Source organism: Exiguobacterium sp. Leaf187, assembly GCF_001423925.1.
GTDB lineage: Bacteria > Bacillota > Bacilli > Exiguobacteriales > Exiguobacteriaceae > Exiguobacterium_A > Exiguobacterium_A indicum.
Genome location: NZ_LMPR01000014.1, coordinates 72,052 through 94,374 on the forward strand (window position 1 = coordinate 72,052; position 22,323 = coordinate 94,374).

The 22,323-nt window shown below is 48.9% G+C and carries 25 protein-coding genes and 2 riboswitches; of the genes, 10 read left to right on the forward strand and 15 right to left on the reverse strand.

Translation table 11 applies throughout. From position 1 onward, the window contains the following. The first annotated feature begins 118 nt into the window (after window positions 1–118). The 3 genes from ASF99_RS16755 (at window position 119) to ASF99_RS16765 (ending at window position 1,634) form a co-directional block, all read left to right on the forward strand. Window positions 119–448: a DMT family transporter gene (locus ASF99_RS16755; RefSeq protein ID WP_055970192.1), complete on the forward strand. Its 330-nt coding sequence runs from the start codon at window positions 119–121 to the stop codon at window positions 446–448. Further along, on the forward strand, window positions 445–762 hold the full coding sequence (locus ASF99_RS16760; protein ID WP_023467016.1) for a DMT family transporter: 318 nt from the start codon (window positions 445–447) through the stop codon (window positions 760–762). The genes ASF99_RS16755 and ASF99_RS16760 overlap by 4 nt, the downstream gene beginning before the upstream one ends. Before the next feature lie 128 nt (window positions 763–890). Continuing rightward, on the forward strand, window positions 891–1,634 hold the full coding sequence (locus ASF99_RS16765) for a general stress protein (protein WP_055970194.1): 744 nt from the start codon (window positions 891–893) through the stop codon (window positions 1,632–1,634). A 111-nt stretch (window positions 1,635–1,745) separates the two neighbouring features. Here the strand turns inward: ASF99_RS16765 and ASF99_RS16770 are convergent, their stop codons facing one another. Further along, on the reverse strand, window positions 1,746–2,561 hold the full coding sequence (locus ASF99_RS16770) for an aldo/keto reductase (RefSeq protein ID WP_055970197.1): 816 nt from the start codon (window positions 2,559–2,561) through the stop codon (window positions 1,746–1,748). Window positions 2,562–2,693: 132 nt separating this feature from the next. Here ASF99_RS16770 and ASF99_RS16775 point away from each other — a divergent pair, with 132 nt between their 5' ends. Continuing rightward, on the forward strand, window positions 2,694–3,719 hold the full coding sequence (locus ASF99_RS16775; protein ID WP_023467019.1) for an iron-containing alcohol dehydrogenase family protein: 1,026 nt from the start codon (window positions 2,694–2,696) through the stop codon (window positions 3,717–3,719). A gap of 51 nt (window positions 3,720–3,770) precedes the next feature. Here the strand turns inward: ASF99_RS16775 and ASF99_RS16780 are convergent, their stop codons facing one another. The 8 genes from ASF99_RS16780 to ASF99_RS16815 form a co-directional block, all read right to left on the reverse strand. Next, window positions 3,771–4,733 (reverse strand): EAL domain-containing protein, encoded by a 963-nt coding sequence (locus ASF99_RS16780; protein WP_055970200.1) that lies wholly within the window; start codon window positions 4,731–4,733, stop codon window positions 3,771–3,773. Window positions 4,734–4,913: 180 nt separating this feature from the next. After that, window positions 4,914–5,177 (reverse strand): DUF1294 domain-containing protein, encoded by a 264-nt coding sequence (locus ASF99_RS16785; RefSeq protein ID WP_055970203.1) that lies wholly within the window; start codon window positions 5,175–5,177, stop codon window positions 4,914–4,916. Between the two features lie 18 nt (window positions 5,178–5,195). Beyond that, on the reverse strand, window positions 5,196–5,933 hold the full coding sequence (locus tag ASF99_RS16790) for a TPM domain-containing protein (protein ID WP_055970205.1): 738 nt from the start codon (window positions 5,931–5,933) through the stop codon (window positions 5,196–5,198). Then, complete coding sequence (locus ASF99_RS16795) at window positions 5,930–6,523, reverse strand: LemA family protein (protein WP_055970207.1); 594 nt, start codon at window positions 6,521–6,523, stop codon at window positions 5,930–5,932. Before ASF99_RS16795 ends, ASF99_RS16790 begins: the two co-directional genes overlap by 4 nt. 107 nt (window positions 6,524–6,630) lie before the next feature. Then, a complete protein-coding gene (locus ASF99_RS16800) occupies window positions 6,631–7,467 on the reverse strand; it encodes an undecaprenyl-diphosphate phosphatase (protein ID WP_023467024.1) in 837 nt (278 codons plus the stop codon). A 359-nt stretch (window positions 7,468–7,826) separates the two neighbouring features. Continuing rightward, entirely contained in the window at window positions 7,827–8,639 is an 813-nt protein-coding gene (locus ASF99_RS16805; RefSeq protein WP_023467025.1) for a ZIP family metal transporter, read from the reverse strand. A 51-nt stretch (window positions 8,640–8,690) separates the two neighbouring features. Continuing rightward, window positions 8,691–9,020: a YolD-like family protein gene (locus ASF99_RS16810; RefSeq protein ID WP_023467027.1), complete on the reverse strand. Its 330-nt coding sequence runs from the start codon at window positions 9,018–9,020 to the stop codon at window positions 8,691–8,693. Then, entirely contained in the window at window positions 9,004–10,326 is a 1,323-nt protein-coding gene (locus tag ASF99_RS16815; protein WP_055970209.1) for a Y-family DNA polymerase, read from the reverse strand. Before ASF99_RS16815 ends, ASF99_RS16810 begins: the two co-directional genes overlap by 17 nt. A gap of 176 nt (window positions 10,327–10,502) precedes the next feature. Here ASF99_RS16815 and ASF99_RS16820 point away from each other — a divergent pair, with 176 nt between their 5' ends. After that, on the forward strand, window positions 10,503–11,141 hold the full coding sequence (locus ASF99_RS16820; RefSeq protein WP_023467029.1) for a pentapeptide repeat-containing protein: 639 nt from the start codon (window positions 10,503–10,505) through the stop codon (window positions 11,139–11,141). Between the two features lie 68 nt (window positions 11,142–11,209). Here the strand turns inward: ASF99_RS16820 and ASF99_RS16825 are convergent, their stop codons facing one another. The 6 genes from ASF99_RS16825 to ASF99_RS16850 all read right to left on the reverse strand — a co-directional run bounded on the left by ASF99_RS16825 (window position 11,210) and on the right by ASF99_RS16850 (window position 15,655). Continuing rightward, on the reverse strand, window positions 11,210–11,965 hold the full coding sequence (locus ASF99_RS16825) for an MBL fold metallo-hydrolase (protein ID WP_023467030.1): 756 nt from the start codon (window positions 11,963–11,965) through the stop codon (window positions 11,210–11,212). Between the two features lie 60 nt (window positions 11,966–12,025). Then, window positions 12,026–12,514, reverse strand: a complete 489-nt coding sequence (locus ASF99_RS16830; RefSeq protein ID WP_023467031.1) for an arsinothricin resistance N-acetyltransferase ArsN1 family A — start codon at window positions 12,512–12,514, stop codon at window positions 12,026–12,028. A 124-nt stretch (window positions 12,515–12,638) separates the two neighbouring features. Beyond that, window positions 12,639–13,175 carry a 1,2-dihydroxy-3-keto-5-methylthiopentene dioxygenase gene (locus ASF99_RS16835; RefSeq protein WP_023467032.1) on the reverse strand — a complete coding sequence of 179 codons (537 nt, stop codon included), beginning with the start codon at window positions 13,173–13,175 and terminating at the stop codon, window positions 12,639–12,641. 16 nt (window positions 13,176–13,191) lie between these two features. Continuing rightward, window positions 13,192–13,812: a methylthioribulose 1-phosphate dehydratase gene (locus ASF99_RS16840; RefSeq protein WP_023467033.1), complete on the reverse strand. Its 621-nt coding sequence runs from the start codon at window positions 13,810–13,812 to the stop codon at window positions 13,192–13,194. Beyond that, a complete protein-coding gene (locus ASF99_RS16845) occupies window positions 13,809–14,468 on the reverse strand; it encodes a 2-hydroxy-3-keto-5-methylthiopentenyl-1-phosphate phosphatase (RefSeq protein WP_055970212.1) in 660 nt (219 codons plus the stop codon). Before ASF99_RS16845 ends, ASF99_RS16840 begins: the two co-directional genes overlap by 4 nt. Then, window positions 14,465–15,655 carry a 2,3-diketo-5-methylthiopentyl-1-phosphate enolase gene (locus tag ASF99_RS16850; RefSeq protein ID WP_055970214.1) on the reverse strand — a complete coding sequence of 397 codons (1,191 nt, stop codon included), beginning with the start codon at window positions 15,653–15,655 and terminating at the stop codon, window positions 14,465–14,467. The genes ASF99_RS16845 and ASF99_RS16850 overlap by 4 nt, the downstream gene beginning before the upstream one ends. A 70-nt stretch (window positions 15,656–15,725) precedes the next feature. Then, a riboswitch (SAM riboswitch) is annotated at window positions 15,726–15,827 on the reverse strand. A gap of 205 nt (window positions 15,828–16,032) precedes the next feature. Further along, window positions 16,033–16,136, forward strand: a riboswitch (SAM riboswitch). Window positions 16,137–16,214: 78 nt separating this feature from the next. Between ASF99_RS16850 and mtnK the strand changes: the two genes are divergently transcribed. Genes mtnK through ASF99_RS16875 form a run of 5 tightly spaced genes read left to right on the forward strand, consistent with a single transcriptional unit; the run spans window position 16,215 to window position 22,027 of the window. Beyond that, complete coding sequence (gene mtnK, locus ASF99_RS16855; protein ID WP_035398993.1) at window positions 16,215–17,381, forward strand: S-methyl-5-thioribose kinase; 1,167 nt, start codon at window positions 16,215–16,217, stop codon at window positions 17,379–17,381. Then, a complete protein-coding gene (gene mtnA, locus ASF99_RS16860) occupies window positions 17,378–18,427 on the forward strand; it encodes an S-methyl-5-thioribose-1-phosphate isomerase (protein WP_023467041.1) in 1,050 nt (349 codons plus the stop codon). Before mtnK ends, mtnA begins: the two co-directional genes overlap by 4 nt. 11 nt (window positions 18,428–18,438) lie before the next feature. Next, window positions 18,439–19,521 (forward strand): sugar ABC transporter substrate-binding protein, encoded by a 1,083-nt coding sequence (locus ASF99_RS16865; protein ID WP_029340727.1) that lies wholly within the window; start codon window positions 18,439–18,441, stop codon window positions 19,519–19,521. Then, window positions 19,518–21,026: a sugar ABC transporter ATP-binding protein gene (locus ASF99_RS16870; protein ID WP_055970217.1), complete on the forward strand. Its 1,509-nt coding sequence runs from the start codon at window positions 19,518–19,520 to the stop codon at window positions 21,024–21,026. Before ASF99_RS16865 ends, ASF99_RS16870 begins: the two co-directional genes overlap by 4 nt. Then, window positions 21,023–22,027, forward strand: a complete 1,005-nt coding sequence (locus tag ASF99_RS16875; protein WP_055970220.1) for an ABC transporter permease — start codon at window positions 21,023–21,025, stop codon at window positions 22,025–22,027. The genes ASF99_RS16870 and ASF99_RS16875 overlap by 4 nt, the downstream gene beginning before the upstream one ends. Window positions 22,028–22,323 lie beyond the last annotated feature (296 nt).

The window sequence follows — 22,323 nt, forward strand, 5'->3', positions numbered from 1 at the left end:
GGGAGGAACATGGACGTTTGTCCATGCAACGGAGGGATAAAAGCCCGGGAGTAAAGCGAATCACCTCGCTTACTCCCGGGCTTTTTCATTTGAATTTACCTATCAGGAGGCAATTACTATGGCAAAGTATTGGATTGGGATCATCGTCGCGGCGTGTTTTGAAGTGGGCTGGGTCATTGGATTAAAACATGCGGCAACACCACTTGAGTGGGCTGCAACGATCGTCTGTATCATCGTTAGCTTTACCGTGCTGATCAAAGCGAGTAACCATTTACCAGTCGGAACGGTCTATGCCGTCTTCGTCGGTCTTGGAACAGCAGGAACGATCGTGACGGACATCGTGTTATTCGACCAAGCCGCTTCCGTGATGAAATTAGCATTGATCGCTGTCTTACTCGTCGGCGTCATCGGTCTGAAGTTAGTCAGTGGAGAGGAGAAATCAGCATGAGTTGGATTTATTTAATCATTGCCGGAATCTTTGAGATGTTTGGTGTCGTCTTGATCAATACGTTCAATCAAAATAAGAATGCGAAGAATTTACTGTTGATGGGAACAGGATTCGGACTCAGTTTCTTATTTTTGACACTTGCGATGAATGGTTTACCGATGGGAACGGCGTATGCGGTATGGACGGGAATCGGAGCAGCGGGCGGTGCGATCCTCAGCATGGTGCTCTATAACGAATCAAAAGACTGGAAGCGACTGGTTTGTATCGGTCTCGTCTTAAGTGCGACGATTGGTCTGAAACTTGTCGGCGAATGATCGTTTACATGTCAAACAGATGACGTTTTAATGGAACGCATGTTTTTTGGCATATTTTAACGCAAAAGAGGAAATACTCCTTATAGAAGTCACGCATGACAAATCGTGTCGATAAGGGGAGAACATCCATGAAAACGAAACAATATATCGGAACATTCTATTCAGAAGAAGAATTGATCTCAAAAATGGACGAATTGCACATTCAAGGGCATCGGGAGGAAGACTTCTACGTCATCGTCAAAGAGAAGTCGAACATCGCACTCGTTCGTAGCCAAATGGATGCAGAAATCGCGACGACGAAACCGTCTTGGATTGATCGAATTCGCGGGAACAAAGGACGCGATCAAGAAGTCGATGATTTGTTTGGGTCACTTGATCTATCAGACAATGAAATCGAACAACGCAAAACGGAAGTCGAAGGTGGGGGCTTCGTTCTGTTACTTGAAGTCCAAGACATCCAGTTCGATCCACATTTAAATACAGATAATACGCATCCTGATGTTAAAGTTCGCTATGGTAGTGGCGAAGAGACGCATACGTCATCAGATGCGAATTCCAATGCACAGCTCGGCTCCGGTAATCCGCTTGATGTTGATAAAGATTCGAAGGAAGAGCATGCGGAAATTGATTTGCACCGTGCCGGTACGGACAAGATGCCGCAAGACGAGCAGGCAATCGATCACGCGAAAAAACTCGACGGGAACCGAGAACCGGATATTGCAATGCGTCGGGATGACGATTTCCGACGTCCGGAAACAGAACGCGAGGAAAAAGAACATGATGCAACGCAAGACGGCGAAGAACGTCGTCAATCGAAACATCAATCGGATGACATCGCCAAGCAAGACCATGGAAATAATTTAGACCGCTAAAATAATAGATTAGAATCACGCATCAGGGTCATCATCAAAGAAGGTACTTTCCGGATCAATTCCGAAAGGTACCTTCTTTTTGTATGGAGATTAAACGAGAATCGTCTCGTCTTATTTATGATCCGGATTTGATCCTGTACGCACGTTGGCGTTCAATTGATCGATGGCTTGCATATCAGCGTCTGACAAGCTGAAGTCGAAGACATCAAGATTTTCGCGAATGCGGCTTGGCGTGACGGATTTCGGAATCGCGACGATATCGTGTTGCAAGTGCCAACGGAGGACGACTTGAGGCGGCGTTTTCTGATGACGATTCGCGATATCGACGATGACCGGATGCGTCAACGCGTCGCGTCCTTTCATCAACGGACTCCAAGCTTCAACGACGATACCGTGCTTGCGGCAAAAGTCTCGGATCGCTTCTTGGCTAAGGAACGGATGGAGTTCAATCTGATTGACGGCAGGAACGATTGATCCTTCGGCTAAAATTCGTTCCAAGTGCGGAATATGGAAGTTCGAAACACCGATAGCATGCGTCTTCCCTTCGGCATAGAGATGTTCGAGCGCCCGCCATGTCTCGACATAACGATCTTCTTTTGGCATCGGCCAATGAATCAGATACAAGTCAACATAATCGACACCAAGCTTTTGTAGACTCGTCTCGAAAGCGGCAAGTGTCTCTTCGTAGCCGTGATCGGAATTCCAGACTTTCGTCGTCAGAAAGATCTCTTCTCGGGGAATGCCGGAGTCACGCAGTGCGCGACCGACACCTTCTTCATTCTCGTAAATCATCGCCGTATCGATCGAACGATACCCGACGCGGAGTGCTTCGCTGACCGCTTCATATACTTCTTCTTCCGGTACTTTAAAGACACCATATCCGAGTTGGGGCATGCTGATACCGTTGTTTAACGTAATCTGTTGCATCGATTCATCGACTCCTTTTTAGTAAATTCTTCTCTTTTCTAGTGTACGCGCTCCTCTTATAAAAATCGAATGATTGCTGAAGCGGGTTCTTTTGCGTATACTGAGCGATAACAAATATTAGGAGGCGATTCTGTGATTCGACAAGCTGTTTTGCAATACATACATGAGGAAAACGCGCTCGATCAACTCAAAGAAGTGATAGGTAATCGTTCAGCAGTCCTGATTCATGGACGTCTAGCCTATGAAGCAGCCGCTTTTGCTTTACCAGCATTACCACGTCTTTCATTTGAAGGGCATTGTACGGATCAACAAGTGGAAGCTTTCAAACAGGTATGTGCTCCATACGATGTGATTCTCGCGCTCGGAGGTGGGAGTGTCATCGATACGGCAAAACAGGTCGCGTTTCAATTACAACGCCCGGTCATCGTCATTCCGACGATCGTCTCGAACTGTGCTCCGTGGACTCCGCTCAGTGTCATGTATAACGAAGAGGGACAGTACATCCGATTTGATACGTTCCCCGTCGTGATTGAAGCCCTTTTACTCGATCATCGGATCATCGCAGCAAGTCCGTATGCTTATTTTGTAGCGGGACTCGTCGATACGCTAGCGAAGTGGTATGAAGCACGTGCCTTAAGCGGATCATCGGCTGAAGATCCCATCATTGAGATGGCGCTTCGGACAGCTGAACGTTGTAAGGATCTTATCTTGTCGACGAATATAACGGAAACGCGTTTTCGTGAGTATCCCGTTGAAATCCAACATCTCGTCGAAACCGTCATTCCGTTAGCCGGAAGCATTGGTGGTTTTGGTGACGCGGCGACGCGTGGTGCAATCGGACACGCAGTGCATAACGCGTTATCACCTCATCCAGAAACGCATGCGTTTTTACACGGGAGTAAGGTCGGTTACGGACTACTCGTTCAGGAGAAGTTACTCGGACATGATGACGATTATGCAGAGTTGCGTGACTATCTTCTTGTACAAGAACAGCCGACGACACTCGCAGACTTCGCATTATCGCTCGATGTCGTCGAAGCACTTGCTTTACGGACATCAAAAGAGGAACTGTGTCGTCTGTTGCGTCCGATTGTATCAACAGAACAATTAGTCGATGCTATCACACGGAACGAGACGGTTTCCGTTTCGACGACTTAACATAAAGATACGCACATGGACCGAATCATCAGACGGTCCATGTGCGTATTTTTATTGTGCTTTCGCAAAACGAGCGTAAGGAGCAGGGCGACCGAGTAGGTATCCTTGACCAAGATCAAAGCCGAGTTCGCGGCAAAGATCGAGTTCTTCTTGCCGTTCGATACCTTCCGCTAAGATTTGAATCCCCATTTCTCGTGTCAGATGGCGGGCTTTTCGTAAAAAGGCTTCGTTTTCTGAGTTTGTATCGCAGTGATCGATGAAGGAACGATCGATTTTAATATAATCCGGTTGAAGCAAGGACAACATATCGAGTGTCGAGAAACCAGCGCCAACATCGTCCAGTGCTACTTGAATACCTTGCTTTTTATACTGTTCGAAGACGTGTTTCAAATGGTTGACGTCTTCAATTTTTTCCGTTTCGACGACTTCGAAGACGAGCCGACTCGGATCGACTTGATAACGTTCGACGATCTCAAACGTATGGCGCAGGCAATACTCCGGATTATAGATCGTCGAAGGAAGGAAGTTGATGAACGTTTTTGTTGTGCCACCAATATGGTGCGTCGCACGGATGGCTTCTTCACGCGCTCGTTGATCGAGACGGGAATGAAGTCCCATCTTCGAGGCCGTTGAAAACAGGACACCTGGTGAAATCGGCGTATTGTCATCAGCTGCTCGTAGCAAGGCTTCGTTCGCGACGAGCACGTTACGCTGGATATCATAAATCGGTTGTAGGTGGCTCGTCATGACCCCATGCTGGATGAAATCAATCGCAGATCGATGCTTCAGTTGTTCTAGAAGCGCTGAAGCTAGGATAGGTGCTGTCACGTAACGCGATTGTGTGGCGCGACACGACACTGGATAATCCGCTACACGTAAGAGCGATGTCAATAACTGTTCGAGCTGTTCGAACGATTGATAGGAATAGATTTCTGGCGTTGGTGATTGAATATGGAGTGCTCCCGCTTCAACGAAACGGATTGATGTCGTACATTCGGCGCAAGGATGCCACATAAAGGGATGTCCACCTCTCAGTACATCAAAAAAAGATGTATTTATTAAATTGGTTAAATTCTTTACCCTGAACAAAAAAGAAATTAAACCTGTTATTCATAATCATTGACCTTATACAAAAAAAGAAAAGGAACGACGGACACATTTCCGTACGTTCTTTTCTCTATCGGTCACATTCTTTTATTGTGAAGTGTAAATAAACCAGAAAGCGAGATGCAAGATAGCAGCTATTGGAACGAGCCATTGGAACTTCGCTTTCCGTGTCTTGTGCCGGACTGTGTACATACCAATCCAAGAACCAAGTGCACCACCGAGGAAAGCAATCGTCAATAGTGTTGCTTCGGATGTCCGGTAAGCATGTTGTTGCGCTCGACGTTTATCCTGCCACATCGAGACAAATCCGATGAGTGTCAGGAGGAGGTAATACCCTAAGATGATCCTCATGAAAAAACGACTCCTTTTCTACCGTTCGGCACCACCACCGCCGGAACTTCCGCCACCACCGCGACTGCCACCATTTCCACCACCACCGCGCATGATCGCGGAGAAGATGTTCAAAATCGCAAAGAAGAACATACCACCGGTGAACTTCATATCGAGGAACAATAAGATTAGTAACCCTGCACCGATTAGAATCTTCGTCCACAGCGGAAGCCCGTCGTCATTTTGTGTTTTCGGAGGATCTTGTGACTCGAGCGATTGATCCTTTGAAATGACACTGACGACCGCTTTGTATGTTTCAGACGCTGCTTTTCCATACTCGCCGTTCTCTTTATAAGGAACCGCATATTGATCGAGAATTCGTCCAGCTGTGATGTCTGTCAAAATTCCTTCAAGTTTATACCCGACCTCGATCCGGAATTGGCGATCCTTTTCGTTTGGAGCGACGACGACAAGAACACCATTGTCTTTTCCTTCTTGACCGATGCCTTGGCGCCGAAATGTTTCATTGGCGTAAGAACTTAAATCCTGTCCCTTTAGATCGGGAACCGTCTTGAGGACGACTTGTGCCGTCGTATATCGTTCGAGTTCCTGACCGAGTTGCGCGAGTTCGGCTTCTTCCGAAGGGGTGAGCAGCTGAGCATCATCCTGAATGAAGAAGGCTGCTCCCGTCCGTTCTGAAACGGCACTAGCTGTTGGAACGAAGAGGAAGAAGACGAGGAACGCGCTCAACAGAAGTCGCGTCCACCGCCGAATCATTTCGAATCACTGTTAAAGTCGACGGTCGGATTTTCCCGGTCGCTGTCTGAAATCTCGTAATACGGTTTTTTCTCGAATCCGAAGGCGGATGCGTAGAGTGTCGTTGGGAAGCTCCGACGTTTTTTGTTATAGAGGGTTACAGCATCGTTGTAATCCTTGCGGGCGATCCCGAGACGATTTTCTGTTCCTTCCAGTGAATCCATCAATTTTTGGAAACTTCCGCTTGATTTTAGTTCCGGATAGGTCGTCTGTAAGGCAATCAATCCACGAAGCGAAGACGTGACTTGTTGGTCGGCTTCGATCCGTTGTTCGGTTGACGCAGCACGTGCAAGACCAGCTTGGGCTTCTGCGACTTTTCCATATACTTTTTCTTCTTGACCCGCGACACCTTTGACCGTATTAACAAGATCCGGAATCAAACTTGCACGACGTTTGATCTGGTTGTCGACTTGCGCCCATTTATTCGATACATCTTCTTCTACATTGACGAGGCTGTTGTATTGTCCAATTGCTAAAAAGGCAATCACGGCGACAATAACGACTCCGATGATGAATGGGAGTTTTGATCTACTCCGACTTCTGCGTGCCATGTGGCATTCACTCCTTTAGTTATGTCTCATCCCTATATACCCTTAAGCGACTGAATTAGTTTCAAAAAAATGAAAAACCGTCAGCTAAAATAGCTAACGGTTTGAACTTACATGTAGACGATGACAGCTAAGACAGCTGCTAAGACAAGACGGTAGATGGCGAACGGAACGAGTTTGATCTTGTTGATCAGCTTCAAGAAGAAGCGAATCGATAAGAGAGCAAACACGAACGATGCAACGAAACCGACAGCATAGAATGCGAAGTGGTTCGGTTGAATGTTCTCCCAGTTCTTAACGAGCGAAAGGAAACTAGCACCGAACATGATCGGTACAGCCATGATGAACGTAAAGTCAGCTGCCGTCCGGTGATTCATCCCGAGGAAGACCCCTCCGGAAATCGTTGAACCAGAACGAGAGAAGCCAGGCCAAAGGGAAATACATTGGAACAGACCGACGAGTGCTGCTTGGCGATATGTAATCTGATCAAGCGATGTCGTTTTGGGTTCCTTTGGTCCGAATTTATCGGCTGCAATCATCAAGAGGGCACCGACTGCAAGACCGATGATGACCGTCTCAATCGAGAAGAGGTTCTCATCGATGAAATCTTCGAATAACAATCCGAGAACAGCTGCTGGTAGAAGACCGATCAAGACGTGCCGTAGTTTTAACTTGTGTGTCCCTGCTGCGTCATGTTCGCCTTCAATCTTATACAAACCGATCAAGCTGAAGAGGCGTTTCCAAAAGACGACGACGACCGCAAGAATCGATCCGAGCTGAATGACGATTTTAAAGGTGTTCGCCGAATATTTACCGAGAAAATCGGTAGTTTGCAACCACATGTCATCGACGATGATCATGTGACCCGTGGAAGAGACCGGTGCAAATTCCGTCATCCCTTCGACGAAACCGAGTAAGAGCGCTTTTAAAAGTTCAATGATTGTCATGGTAATCTCCTTCTATACGATGTGCTAGTTAAAAACATATCATGTTTTATTCTTGTGAGATAGAACTAATCGGAATATCGGGCGCAGGTCTGAGAAAGTATGATGCGCTTCAGACGAAACCCGATGCCTAGATTCGTTTGAATAAGAGTGAGCAGTTATCTAGATTCCATAGGATATGACTAAGACACTCCGTCGTGTCCATTCACATTGAGATAGTTATGAGAGATAGGGAAATTTTTCTGTTAGGACACAAGGTCAGAAAAACTTCAAATCGATTGGTTTTGCTAGAATGCGCCTGAATCTACAAACAGAAAAACGAGCAGAAGACGGTATCATCCACTGCTCGTTTTGCAACGGCTTCATCCTAAAGCGACGTCAAGAATCATCATGACCGTAAAACCGACCATCAAACCAAGCGTTGCTAAATCGGATCCGTTTTCTGCTTGTGATTCCGGAATCAATTCTTCGACGACGACGAAAATCATCGCTCCGGCAGCAAACGATAACGCATACGGGAGAAGCGGTTGAACGAAGAAGACCGCGGCTGCTCCGACCATCGCGGCAATCGGTTCGACGATCGCTGACAATTGACCGTAATGGAAGGCGCGCCGGCGCGACATCCCTTCACCGCGTAATGGAATCGATAGGGCAGCTCCTTCCGGCATGTTTTGAATCCCAATACCGAGTGCAAGCGTCAAGGCACCGGCGACGGTCGCCCCGTCCATGTTCAAGGCGGCGGCACCAAAAGCGACACCAATCGCAAGACCTTCGGGAATGTTGTGCAACGTGATCGCAAGAAATAATAACGTCGTTTTCTTGAGTCCTGTCGAAGGACCTTCCGCTGTTTCGAGTGGTGCAGATAAGTGCAAATGCGGTGTGACGAAGTCGAGGAGACGAACGAAAAATCCACCAGCGAGAAAACCGATGGCGGCAGGAATCCAAGCGATTCCACCATCTTGCTCTGTGAACTCGATCGCAGGAGCAAGCAACGACCAAAATGACGCAGCAATCATGACGCCGGCAGCAAAACCGAGCATCATGTTCATGACGCGTTTTTCAATCGTCGTAAAGACAAAGACGAGTGCCGCACCAAGTGCGGTTAACCCCCACGTCATCATTCCGGCAAGCAGTGCTTGCACGACGACGGGGAGAGAAGTAAACCAATCCAACATGACTATTCCTTCTTTCCGGGCACGATTTAAAGCATCCATCTGTATGAGAGCTTACCCGTTTTCGATCCGGACGATTCGTGTGAAGGGAATTTCAATGACTTCACGTCCGCGCAGAAAGAGAACGGAACGTTCGGGTTCTAATCGTTCGACGAAACCGACGACCGTCACGTAGCTACTTTCCTTATAATACGTGATTTCAAGTTCGTTTCCTTCTATTAAAGCTTCTTGAAGCAGAAAGTGCCATGATTCTTGCAACTGTTCATCAATTTCAGGCAAGTCGAGCTGATGCATCTGGACATAGTATTCCCGCAGCAATTGCAAATGTTCCGGCATGAGAAAAGGAATCCATTTTAAATTTCCCCGATCACGATACGCTGTCATGAAGATCACCTCCCGGATGACCGCCGACAAAACGAAGGCGACGTTTGGCGACACTCGTATCAAGAAACGAGACAGCGAGGCGAATCGTTCCTTTTCCGTAGCGGAGGTTAACGACATCCATTGCTTTTAATAACCGTCGCCGTTTCCAGAGCCGCGCATTATCCTCGAACAAAGACAACTGTAAGGTGCCTTGATCGGCAGTCAAATGCCCCACTGCAACGGATAAAAATCGAACAGGTTCCCCATCGAGCCAATTCGGTTCGAACAATTGTAAGACGTGACGCAGAATGATGCGTTCATCGGATGTCGGGTAAGGCAACCGCACTTGACGGGAGAAGCCACTTCGGACGACGTTTCGAGAATAACGGACACCGATGTGAACGGTCCAGCCGACTTGATTCGAAAAGCGGCAACGTGCGGCGACATCCTGCACCAGTTCATTGAGCACATTCCGGATGCGTTCGAACTGATAATAGTCCTGCATTAAGGTCACACCGTGTCCAATCGTCCGTTGAGGAGCTTTCTCGAACAGATGACGCGGGGGGAGCAGTGTCGGTGACGCGTCGAGTCCCCAAGCGTGATGCCACAGTTCGGCACCGATGACACCGAAGCGTTCGTGTAACTCTTCGACAGGGCGCATGGCAAGGTCACCGATTGTTTCAATCCCCATCATCTGCAGATGTTGTTCCATGCGGTGTCCGACTCCCCACATCTTCCGAATCGGAAAGTCATGAAGACGTCGTGCGACATCAGCATATCCACATCGCGCGATGCCTTCTTTTTTCCCGATTAAATCAAGCGTCAGTTTCGCGATGACGTTATTTGGACCAATCCCGATCCGGACGTGGATGCCGGTCTGTTTCAGGATTGCTTCTTTAATTTTGAGGGCAGCTTGCAGGTCGGAACCAAATAGGCGATCGGTTCCGGTCATGTCAATGAAACTTTCATCAATCGAATAGACGCGGATGGCTTCAGGTGGGGCGAATTGGTGCAGGACATCCAGGACACGAATCGACGTCTTCATATAAGCGAGCATACGTGGTTCGACGAGTTGAATCGTACGACGAACAGCGTATGGCAATTGCTCGATTTCGTACAGTCGACCGGCTGTCTTGATTCCTAGTGCTTTTAAGGCAGGGGTGGCAGCGAGAATGACGGATCCGCTTCGTTTTAAATCGGAGACGACCGCCAGGCGTGTCGTCAAGGGAGGAAGATTGCGATACTGGCATTCACAGCTGGCGTAGAAGGACACACTGTCGACGCAAAAAATACGTTTATCTTGTGGTAAAACGACGGAAGGAAACATCTGAATCACTCCTTTACATAAAAGAACGTATGTTCTTATTTTGATTTTCCTTGACTATAGCATGGTCTCAAAGTGTCTCAAAATAAAAACTGTTGAAAAAAGGGGAATTCGAACGATTTCTCCTCATATAAAAGGAGTTTGGTACACTAAGGGAGAGAAAAAAGGGGGAACCTTCATTGAAAGAGACCGTTATCCGATTACCAGAATTACCGAAGACGCTTCAGCCAGAGACGTTCGATCAAGTCGAAATCGATGACCCGTATCTAAAAGGAGCGCGTTATGAGAAAGAGTCGATGCCGAGTGAACTGACAGAACGCATCGATGCCTATCAAGTGTGTTTTCAAAATGTCTCGTTCGCGAATCTGACCTTTGACCGTGGTTCGTTCGAAGATATTCGTTTTGAGCAATGCGACTTAACGGGATGTCACTTCCAAGAAACTCGTTTTCACCGTGTGTCCTTCGTCGGATGCCGGATGACGGGCATCCAGTTTGAAGATTGTACGCTTGACCATTTAACGATTCAGGAAGGGCTTGCGGATTACGCACAGTTCATTCGCAGTACGGTCCGTCATCAACACTGGAGCGAAACGACGATGAAAGAAGCACAGTTCTTCGAAGTGAAGCCGACCCATTGGAAACTCGAAGCGGTCCGGCTTACAGATAGCCAATGGATTGAAACACCGTTAAAAGGTCTCGACCTCCGGCAGACGGAACTCTCTGGTATTACGATCGATCCGCGATTTTTACCAGGCGCTGTCATTACGGAAGAGCAAGCAGTCGCCTTTGCTCGCTTGTTAGGTCTTGTCATCCCATAACAAAAAGAAGTCCTGCTTTCGATTGTTACTCGAAAAGCAGGACTTCTTTTTAATGAAGGTTACTGTTCTTAAAATGACATCGTTTCGCCATCCTCTGGAATCAGGAAATGGGCAGAAAGGTGGAAGGCGGCTAAAAAGTCAGCAATCATATCACGTCGCAAGAGACAGTGGTTGACGGACTCGAGGTGCGAGACGATGATCGTCGCTTCCGCCGCCGCTTCGTGTACGGCAAGGAGATCACGCTGTGACATCGTGATCGGCTCTCCGGTCAAGAACTGGGCGGCGCCACTGTTGACGACGATGATATCGGGCGTATGTTGTTCGATTGCATGCGCGACCTCGTCACACCAGATCGTATCACCTGCGATATAAAGTGTCGGTTCGTCCGGATGGGTGAGGACGAGCCCAGACACACGTCCCATCCGTTCGCCGATTTCACCGACACCATGCTGTCCACCTGTTCGATGGACCTGGATATCACCGATCGTTACACCGGAATCGAAGGAAGAGACGTTCGTGAAGCCGGCTTCTCGGATTTGCTGCGCGTCTTCTTCTTGCTGCGCATAGAGTGGCAAATGCTTGGGTAGAAGTTGTTTTGCAGCATCGTCGAAATGATCGGCATGCAGATGCGTGACGAAGATCGCGTCAGGATCGAGCAGTGTCTTGACATCGACCGGTAAGTCGACGAGTGGATTGGCGACGGCATTCGGTGTTTGACCGAAGGGAGGCAAGCTGCCTTTTTCGCCGAGGAACGGATCAATTAGTAAGACTTGATTGGCATACGTGACAACGAGTGTTGCATTGCGAATTTGTTGAATATCCATTAGGTTCATCCTCTCTCAATGACTCGGATTGACTATTCCCCGTCTGGCATTCAATGAATCCTATCGCAAGCGTTTCTCCATCGCCATGACGTCGACATATTCGCCGTTCAACTGTCCTTGCTCCTTAAACGTTCCGACGATCCGGAACCCGGAGCGGATATAGAGTTTTTGTCCGATTTTATTGAATGGGAAGGTGAAGAGAATGAGTTTATGCATCTGATGATCACGGGCGTGTTGCTCAGCCGTTTCAAGCAAACGTGTGCCAATCCCTTGTCCACGATGAGTCCGGGTGATATAAACCGAAATCTCACCGACGGATGCGTAGACAGGACGCGGATTATACGGATCGAGGGAAATGAAGCCGAGGACACCTGTGTCATCTTCAGCGACATATCCGGCATATCGATCGGTGCGTTCTACATACCACTGGGTCATGAAGGATAAGTCCTTTTGGTCGGTCTCAAGCGTTGCGATTCGATCTTCGATGCCTTCGTTATAGATGGCGAGAATCGCTGGTAAGTCGTGTTCCGTTACGGGACGAATATGCATGACGCTCACTTCCTCATCGCTTTTCCTTCATTATATCGGTTACGTATCAATGTAGTGATATGTTTGTGCGATAAGAAAAGCGCTGATTTCCTTCACATAAAGGAAATCAGCGCTTATATCGTTCTTAAGAGACCGTTGACGTCTCGTTTTCGTAAATCGGAACCCAGCCGTCTGTCGTGACGAAGATCCGAACAGCAACGACTTTACGATCGTCTTGAAGCGTAAAGTAGTGGCGTGTGTTAACAGGAACGGAAATCAAATCACCAGGATTGAGTTCGATGTTATAGTAGCCGACCTCTTCGTCTTTGATCGCGAAGACGCCATGACCGCTGACGATGAAACGAACTTCATCATCCGTATGGTGATGTTCTTTCTGGAAGTTGACGAGCAACTCATCCAGGTTCGGTGTCGTATCCGAAAGTGAGATGATATCAGCTGTCTGATACCCACGACGTTCTGATACGTCTTTGATTTCTGGAGCGAACGTATCGAGAATCGTTTGTTTGTCTGCATCCGTCAGTGTGAAGTTCTCAACGAGAGGCGCTGGAAGTTTCGAAACGTCCCATTGTTCGTAAAGAACGCCGCGTGACGCAAGGAAGTCAGCGACTTCCGTTTGATCCGTATACCGTGTGTTTGTTTCTTGGAATAAGACTGTTGCCATGAGATGATTCCTCCTTTTAATGAATGGATTGACGGCATGATTGCAACGTCAACGTGTAATTGAATAAAAACTCGAAGGCTTCGAGGTGTTTCTTTGCTTCAAAGGCGGTCGGTGCCCAGACCGTGATTCCGTGATTGCGGATCAGGACGGCACCACTGTCTGCTGTGACATGAGGTGCAAAAGCAGCGGCAAGCGTCGGAATGTCCGCATGATTCGGAATGATCGGTACCGTGACCGTCGCATCCTCTTCCCAGTGTCCGAGTGCCTTGATGATTTCTTGACCGGAAAAGGTGATGCTGCCTTGATCGCCATAGAGTTCCGAAATCACATTGTTCGCAATCGTATGGACATGCAGGGAACAACCGGCGTCCGTTCGATTGAACACTTCGACATGGAGCAATGTCTCAGCAGAAGGACGCCCGGATTGCTCACCGATCAATTGACCGGTCGCATCGACATGAACGAAGTCGTCAGGAGTCGTCTGCCGTTTATCTTTTCCGCTTGCCGTCACAAGGAATTCAACCGGGACACCGGATGTCCGAATGGCGAGATTGCCACTCGTACCAGGGAACCAATCGCGAGCCGCAAGCTCTTGTTTGATGGCGCGTAGCTCTTCATAGCGTCGCATGAATGTCATGTTGTCACCTCCGCTCGTGTTAAATCATGAACGATATCATGGAACGTCTCAAACGGTGTATAGGCGATATCGTTCTCTTCACACAACGTGATCAGATAATCACGGGCATAGACACGATCCGCTTGTTTTGCGAGTTCGAAGTCCGTCACCGAGTCGCCGATGACGATGATGACGTCACCGTCTTTACGTAGTGTCCGAGCAACGGACGTTTTACAACAGCCGCACCCGTTCGTGCAATGGGTATCGCAGGCGTGTGGCCAATCGATATGAACGAATGGACCGTCAAAATTTGCGACATTGCAATAGATGCGCTCCTGCTCAAGGAATGGCGCTAAGATCGGTTCGACGAAAAAGTCCATTCCGCCGCTGACGATCGAGAAATCGATGTCTTGACGACGACTGTACTGAAGCAACTCCGAAAATCCGTCGCGAATGACGGCGCGCTCCAGTAAAAAGTCAAGATAGGACGCTTTCCCATCAGATGGCAGAAGTGCGAACATTTGCCCGACACCACTTTGAATCGATAACGTCCGGTCGAGTACACCGTGTTTCAACGGTTCGAAGTCGCTCGCTGGCGCAAATGCCTGCATGAGTGCGATGATATTATCCTGTGTCGTCACGGTACCGTCGAAGTCACAAAGAATCCGTACGGTCATGACTTGATCCCCCAAGCGTCGAGGGCGATCCGTAATTCTTCATGACGCGATGCTGCCGTCGATAGGGATTCATTTGCGAGTGCCGCATCGAGTGCCTGACGGAAAGCGGTGACACCAGCCGCAGCACCTTGCGGATGACCATGTACGCCGCCACCGGCGTTGATGACGGAATCGATCCCGAAGTCCCGTACGAGTTGAGCGACGAGTCCAGGATGAATACCGGCTGAAGGAACCGGGAAGGTCGATTTCGTCTGACCGAGACGGGTCGCTTCGACCGCGATACCACGGGCGACATCCTTTGGCAAAGCGACATTGCCGTAAGGCGACGGGAATAGCGTCAAGTCTGCTCCAGCAGCACGCGGTAATGTGCCAAGTAAGACAGGAGCTGCGACTCCGTGATTCGGGCTAGCGATCAACGCACCGCTATAGGCCGGATGATTGAAGATTGGGACGTTGATTTCCGGATCACTTGCCAGTTCGCGTAAGACGTCGAGTCCGTATGTGAAGGTATTCAGCAAGAAAGCGGTCGCTCCAGCGTCAATCAATCGCTTGGCTTTATCCTTGAGCGTAAAGACGGGACCGCTGAGTGTGATTGCATATAACGCGCGTTTACCGGTCCGGTGGAAGTGAGCGTCGATGACCTCACGTCCAATTCGTGCCCGGTCAATCGTTGGTGTCAATGGATTGTCGTATAGGATCTCATCGTCCTTGACGAGATCAATCCCACCAGCGAGTTGTCCTTCGAGTTGATCACGAAGAAACGATAAATCGCGTCCGATGACTCCTTTGAAGATGCTCATTAATAATGGGCGATCTTCGACACCGATCAAGGAACGGACCCCTTCAATCCCGAATTTCGCACCTGGAAAGTCCGACGTAAATGTATCGGGTAGTAGCAATTCCGTTAATTTGATTTCACCGTCGAGTGAGAGTTTCCCGAAGACGGTCGTCAGAATCGCAGAAAAGTCGCGCGACACGTTATGTTCCGGATAACGAATCGTGATATATCCTTTGCCATCGCGCTCTTCGGTATGTACGACTTCCCCTTTGAACGAGGCGAGTTGTTGTTGTTCGAGATGATTCAGTTCCGTCCAAGAACCGACTGTCAGACCAAGCGCGAGTTGTTCAGCGCGCTGCTCGAGTCGATCACGGGCAGTCAATTGATAAGTAGCAGTGATATAAGCCATGTCTTTCCTCCTTCAACAAAAAAATGGTCTCTCGTCAGCGACAAGAGACCATGAATGATTCGAACGTGGACTCTTATCTGTCAGCTTAGTAGCTGCAAGAATTAGCACCGTGCCAAAAGGTCGGTTGCTGCGACATCGTAGGGCTTGTCCCTCCGTCTGCTCTTGATAAGAATTGGATGAAATTGTGAAATCTAATTGCAATTTTTACATGAGAATCGTGACTTGTCAAACTATTTTTAGAAAATTTATTTTTTTGGAAATACTCTTTCTATAGATGACTTAAAAATGATGTCCGTTTCTGCTTGATTTCGATTTGACAGCGAGGAAGTCGATTGCGTAAGATTCAAATCAATATCACACACGACAACTACATACGACTCTTATCGCGAGTTGGCAGAGGGAATTGGCCCGATGACGCCGCAGCAACCGACCACTAGGCACGGTGCTACATCCAACAGACGTTTCGTCTGAGAGATAAGAGGACGCAGTGACTTTTCTGCGCCTCTTTTCGATGACGAAAAGAGGCGCTTTTTCGTGTATCACATAGGGGGAAACTGAGATGACATATAAAGCATTCACAGAACAGGACGCGATTGATCGTGTTCGGACATTAGGACTGATCGGCGATGGAGCCGTCGAAGCAGAAGAGATTGGCGACGGGAACCTCAACCTCGTCTTTCGGATTCGAGAAGGCGAACATCGCTTGATTTTAAAACAAGCATTACCATATGCGAAGGTCGTCGGGGAGAGCTGGCCGTTATCGCTCGAACGAGCGTGGATCGAGCAATCCGCACTCCGTGAATTCGCGCGACATGCCGTACCGTTCGTACCACGTGTTTTTCATGCTAGTCACGAAGAGGCGTATACGGTCATGGAAGATCTTTCACATTTGACGATCGTTCGAAGCGGTTTACTCGCAGGTGAACAGTATCCGTTGCTTGCGGAACATATCGGTTCTTATCTCGCTCGGACGTTATTCCATACATCGGACTTTGCGCTTGGTCCGGTTGAAAAGAAACGTGTCGCCCGAACGTACTACAATCCAGACTTGTGCGACATCACGGAAAAATTAATCTTCACGGATCCGTTTCATGACGCGGAGACGAACGAGATTGAAGCCGGACTCGAAGAAGAGGTGGCACGTCTATGGGCAGACGATGAGTTGAAACGCGAAGTCGCAAAACTCGAAGCGCTCTTCATCACGAAAGGAGATGCATTGCTGCACGGCGATCTACATACAGGAAGCATCTTCGCCTCAGCGACGGAAACGAAAGTCATCGATCCTGAATTCGCCTTTTATGGTCCATTTGGATTCGATGTCGGACAGTTCATCGCCCACTTATTCTTCGCGGCATATCCGGATTACCCTACACGACGTGACGCCCGAATCAAGGATATCGATACGTTCTGGCTGACGTTCGCTTCAACGTTCCGTGCCTTATGGGAACGGGAAGCCGTCGAACCGTTCCAGGCACCAGGACTCGTCGATGATGTACTGAGCACGATCTTGCAGGATGCCCTTGGCTTCGCCGGTTGCGAATTGATTCGGCGGACGATCGGTCTAGCACTGGTCGCTGATTTAGAATCAATCAATTCAACGACGGAACGCTTAGAGCGGAAACGTCACGCTCTCCGTCTAGGAACAGCGTTAATCAAACGCCGTACAGAATGTCGGACATTCGATGATTTACGAAACTTTGACGTAACGGAGGAACTTAGCCGATGACTACATTCGTTCAAAGTATCCGTTACGAAGACCGTGTCTTGACGATTCTCGATCAGACACGTCTACCGCAGGAAGAGCACTATGAAGTCATTGCTGATCTCGCGCAAGCCGTTGAGGCGATTAAACAACTGCGCGTTCGGGGCGCACCTGCGATCAGTTTATTTGGGGGATTCGTGCTCGTTCAAGAAGCATACCGGTTTGAAGCGGCGCTTCCGGTCTACAAGCAAGCCTTGCTTGAGACATCGGCGACGTTACTCGCGACACGACCGACGGCCGTCAACTTGCGAAATGTCCTCGATCAATTGAATCCAATCATTCAAGACGGGACGTCGGTAGAAGAGATTCGCGAACGGTTGGAAAAACGGACGGTCGCTTTATACGACCAGGATGCGCAGACGTCACGTCAAATCGGGATTCATGCACTGGAATTATTCCAGTCAGGCGACCGGATTCTAACAATTTGTAATGCTGGATCGATTGCGACCGCTGCTTATGGAACAGCACTTGCGCCGTTCTACATCGCAAAAGAACGCGGCATTGAATTATCCGTTTTTGCGAGTGAGACGCGACCGTTACTGCAGGGAGCACGATTGACGACATGGGAGCTTCAACGTGCCGGGATCGATGTCACGTTAATTACGGACAACATGGTCGCCCATACGCTGAAAGAAAAACAGATCGATGCGATCATCGTCGGTGCCGACCGCATTACACGAAACGGAGATACCGCGAATAAAATCGGGACGTTCCAATTAGCATTGCTCGCGCAAGCTTTTGGTATTCCGTTTTACGTCGCAGCACCGCTCTCGACGTTCGACTTCTCGCTCGTTTCCGGAGACGCGATCGAAATCGAAGAACGTGATCCGCAAGAAGTGACGACTGTCCAAGGTGTCGCGACAGCACCGGAAGGCGTCGCTGTCTTCAATCCGGCGTTTGATGTCACACCACACACATTCATCACGGGCATCATCACCGAACTTGGTGTCATCACGCAACCGAATGAAGAAACGATTGAACAATTAACAGGGCTTCAACCCCTCGGATAAGGAGATATGTCATGAAAAAACTAGCTTACGCCGTCCTAGCACCGGCACTGTTACTAGCGGCTTGTGCGAATGGAGAAGCCACGACGACGAAGGTCGTTAAGGATGTACCAAAAGGGGTTCAATCAGACGTCAAGATCGCCGTGATCCGCAACCTAGCATCGGACGACCATACGAAACAATTCCTTGATGGCGCACGAAGTGAAGGCGAAGCGCTTGGCTTTAAAGTCAGCACGTTCATTTCGGAAGGTAACGACGTCAAGTTCAAGGAGCTTGTCGCGCAAGCGATTCAGCAAGATTATGATGGGCTCATCATCTCGCATGGTAAGGAAGACTACGCCTATGACATGATTAAACCAGCGGTCGACAAAGGGCTGAAGGTCGTGACGTTCGATACGGTCACGAAGAAAAAAGGAACGGCGTTAAAAGGTGTGACGGAAACGTTCCAAAACGATCATCAACTCGCGAAGCTATCGCTTGATGAAGTGACGAAGGTGACGGACAAAAAGCCAGTCCGTGTCATCAAACTTTGGTTCGGACCAGGTTTTGCCCCGCTCGATCGTCGTCAGGAAATCTATAAGACGTACGAAGCAGACGGTAAAATCAAAACGCTTGAGACAGTTGGACCGACAAATTTCCAAGATGTCCAAGGGGATATCGCAACGAAGATGAATGCGATTCTCGCGAAATATCCGAAAGGAAGCATTGATGCGGTTTGGGGAGCGTGGGACGAAGTCGCAAAAGGGGCTTACAAATCGCTCAAGGATAATAAACGTCAAGAAATCCCGCTAATCTCGATCGATGTCTCGAATCAGGATATCAACCTGATGCGTGAAAAAGGCAGTAACTGGGTCTCGACGAGTGCGGTGGATCCATTCTTGATTGGACAAACGGACATGCGATTACTGGCTAAGAAAATCGCTGGCGAGAAGACACCGGATAGCTTTGATCTCGACGCGAAACTCGTGGAGCAGAAGGCGTTGAAGCAGGACACGACGATGTACAATCTCGATACGATCATCAAAGGATGGAGTACATCGGACAAATTCAATGAACCGTGGATGGACCGGTTGCGTGACGTCCATAAGAAACAATGACGTCTACCAATCATCACTTGAAGATGACCGGGATTTCACTGGCGTTTCCGGGAGTGCAAGCCTTAAAACAAGTCTCGTTTGAAGTGAAATCCGGTGAAATCCACGCGCTTGTCGGTGCGAATGGTGCCGGTAAGTCGACGTTGATGAAAGTCTTATCCGGAGCGGAAACAGCGGACGAAGGAACGATCCGTCTCGACGGGAAGGAGTTGACCATCACGTCACCGCGTGATGCGAAACAGATTGGAATCGACCTCGTCCAACAAGAGGTCGATGTGGCGCTTGTCCCGTATTTGACGGTCGCTGAGAATATCTGTCTCGATCTGTTGACGGACGGAACGATGACTGGCTTCGTATCCCAACGCCGTTACATACAGCGTGCCAAAGAAGCGTTAGCAACATTACAGGCGGATATTTCCGTCAAGACACGTGTCGAGGAGTTGCGGCTTGCTGAAAAGCAACTCGTACTGATTGCTCGCGCCCTCGTCCAAGAACGCCGTTTTTTGATTTTAGATGAACCAACGGCACCGCTCAGTCAGGCGGAAACAAGCCATCTCTTTTCAGTCGTGCGTCGTTTAGCCGAACGGGGGCTTGGGATCATCTTCATCTCGCATCGTTTACAGGAACTATATGAGATTTGCGACTCCATCTCGGTCATGCGCGACGGTCAACTCATCTCGCGACATCTTTTGACAGACATCACGAAGGAAGATGTCGTTGAGCAAATGCTTGGGCGTCAGCTTACGTCTGTTGCGAAAACGTCACAGGTAAATGCAACGAACGTACTGACGGTCGAGAGTGCTGCGAATGCGGACGTCCACGATATCTCCTTGACGGTTCAAGCAGGTGAAGTCGTTGGTATCGCGGGTCTTGTCGGTGCCGGTAAAACGGAATTATGCAAAGCATTGTTCGGTGATCGTCCGTTTCAGGAAGGGGAGGTTCGGATAGGTGGAAAAGCCCATCGCCTTCGCAATCCACAAGCTGCGATTCAAGCGGGGATCGGTCTCGTTCCAGAAGAACGACGAAAAGAAGGGATCCTCGTTGCCGATTCTGTCGCAGAAAACCTAACAGCAGCGGCAGCTCATGATTTCGTCAACCGTTGGGGGCTGATGAATCGTCGCAAAGAAGCAGATCAGGCATCGCAATGGGTCAAGGAGCTGGGCATTAAAGTGGCAGACGTGAAACAGGAAGTAGGTCAACTATCCGGTGGGAATCAACAAAAAGTCGCCATCGGAAAATGGTTACTGACCGATGTTTCTGTACTCGTCTTGGACGAACCGACAAAAGGTGTCGACGTCGGAGCCAAACAAGATATCTATCGTCTGATTGACGGACTCGCGCAACAACAAAAAGGGATCCTTTACGCGACGAGTGAATGGGATGAACTTTTGACCGTCACGGACCGAATCTACGTCATGTTCGATGGACGGATCGTCCATGAAACGAAGACGGCGGATACATCAGAAGAAACCTTGTTGTGGTATGCGACAGGAGGAGGGCAACGATGAATGAGGTAGTATCAAAACAAACGAACCGAGGGAAGGGGTTACGTCCTGTCCTCGGATTCTTGAACGACTGGGGGATCGTCCTCGCGATCCTTGCCCTCGTCCTGTTTTTTGCGACGACGGCTCCAACATTCCTACAAGGGACGAATTTGATTAATATTTTACGAAGTATCTCCATCGTGACGATTATCGCGATCGGCTTGACCGTCTCTTTGACGGTCAATGGATTTGATTTATCGGTCGGTTCGACCGCGACGCTTGCGAGTTCTTTCGTCGTTTCGTTCTTCGTCTGGTACAGTCTGCCGCTCGGTGTCTCGATTGGTTTAGCACTTCTCTTATCTCTTAGCGTTGCTCTGGTGAACATCTTACTCATCGTTTGGTTTAAGATTCCGGATTTGTTTGCGACGCTTGCGACGATGTTTATCGTCGAAGGTGTCGCGATGACGTATACCGGTGGTGGTTCAATCAGTGCCGGAATGCCGCGCCTGGACGGTACACCAACAGTCGGCACGATTCCGGAGGCATTCGCGAAAATCAGCCAGGCGCCTTGGATCATCGTCATCATGCTCGTCGTCGTCGCTGTGACACATGTCTTCTTAAGCCATACGCGACACGGTCGTTTTCTCTATATCATCGGTGGGAATCCAGAAGCAGCACGCCTGACAGGAATTCGTGTCAATCGCTACCGGGCACTCGCGTATCTGATTGCTGGATTACTTGCGGCAATCGGTGGAATTTTACTTGCGTCACAAGTCGGATCGTCACAAATTAATGCCGGTTCCGGTTATCTGATGCCAGCGGTCGCAGCCGCATTCATCGGCTCGTCGTTCGCGGGACAAGGGAAGCCGAATGCGCTTGGCACACTCGTCGGGGCTTGTCTCGTCGGGATTCTTGAAAATGGTCTCGTTATGCTGTCTGTTCCATACTATTCGTTGAATATCATCAAAGGGCTGGTCCTTGCGGTCGCACTCGCGACGACCTATGCACGGTATCGAAAAAAATAATTAAAATTCGACGTTTCGTTTATAACATATTCGGTAATATTCAATATATGAAAGGATGGTGATGCACATGAATGATTACCAATGTAGAGGGAACGATCGCATGTCGCTTCTGAAAGAAGAGGATCACCGGACTTGACGAACGTTGTCCATTGACACGGATGTATTCGTGTTTTACGTGCAACTGCACGGTTCAAGAACGGATCACGGCATGTGTTCGTTCCTGAAACAAATAAGGGGGAAACGCTACGGCGTTCCCCCTTTTTCATGTGCTAGAAACTGCTCGTATTTCTTTAAAA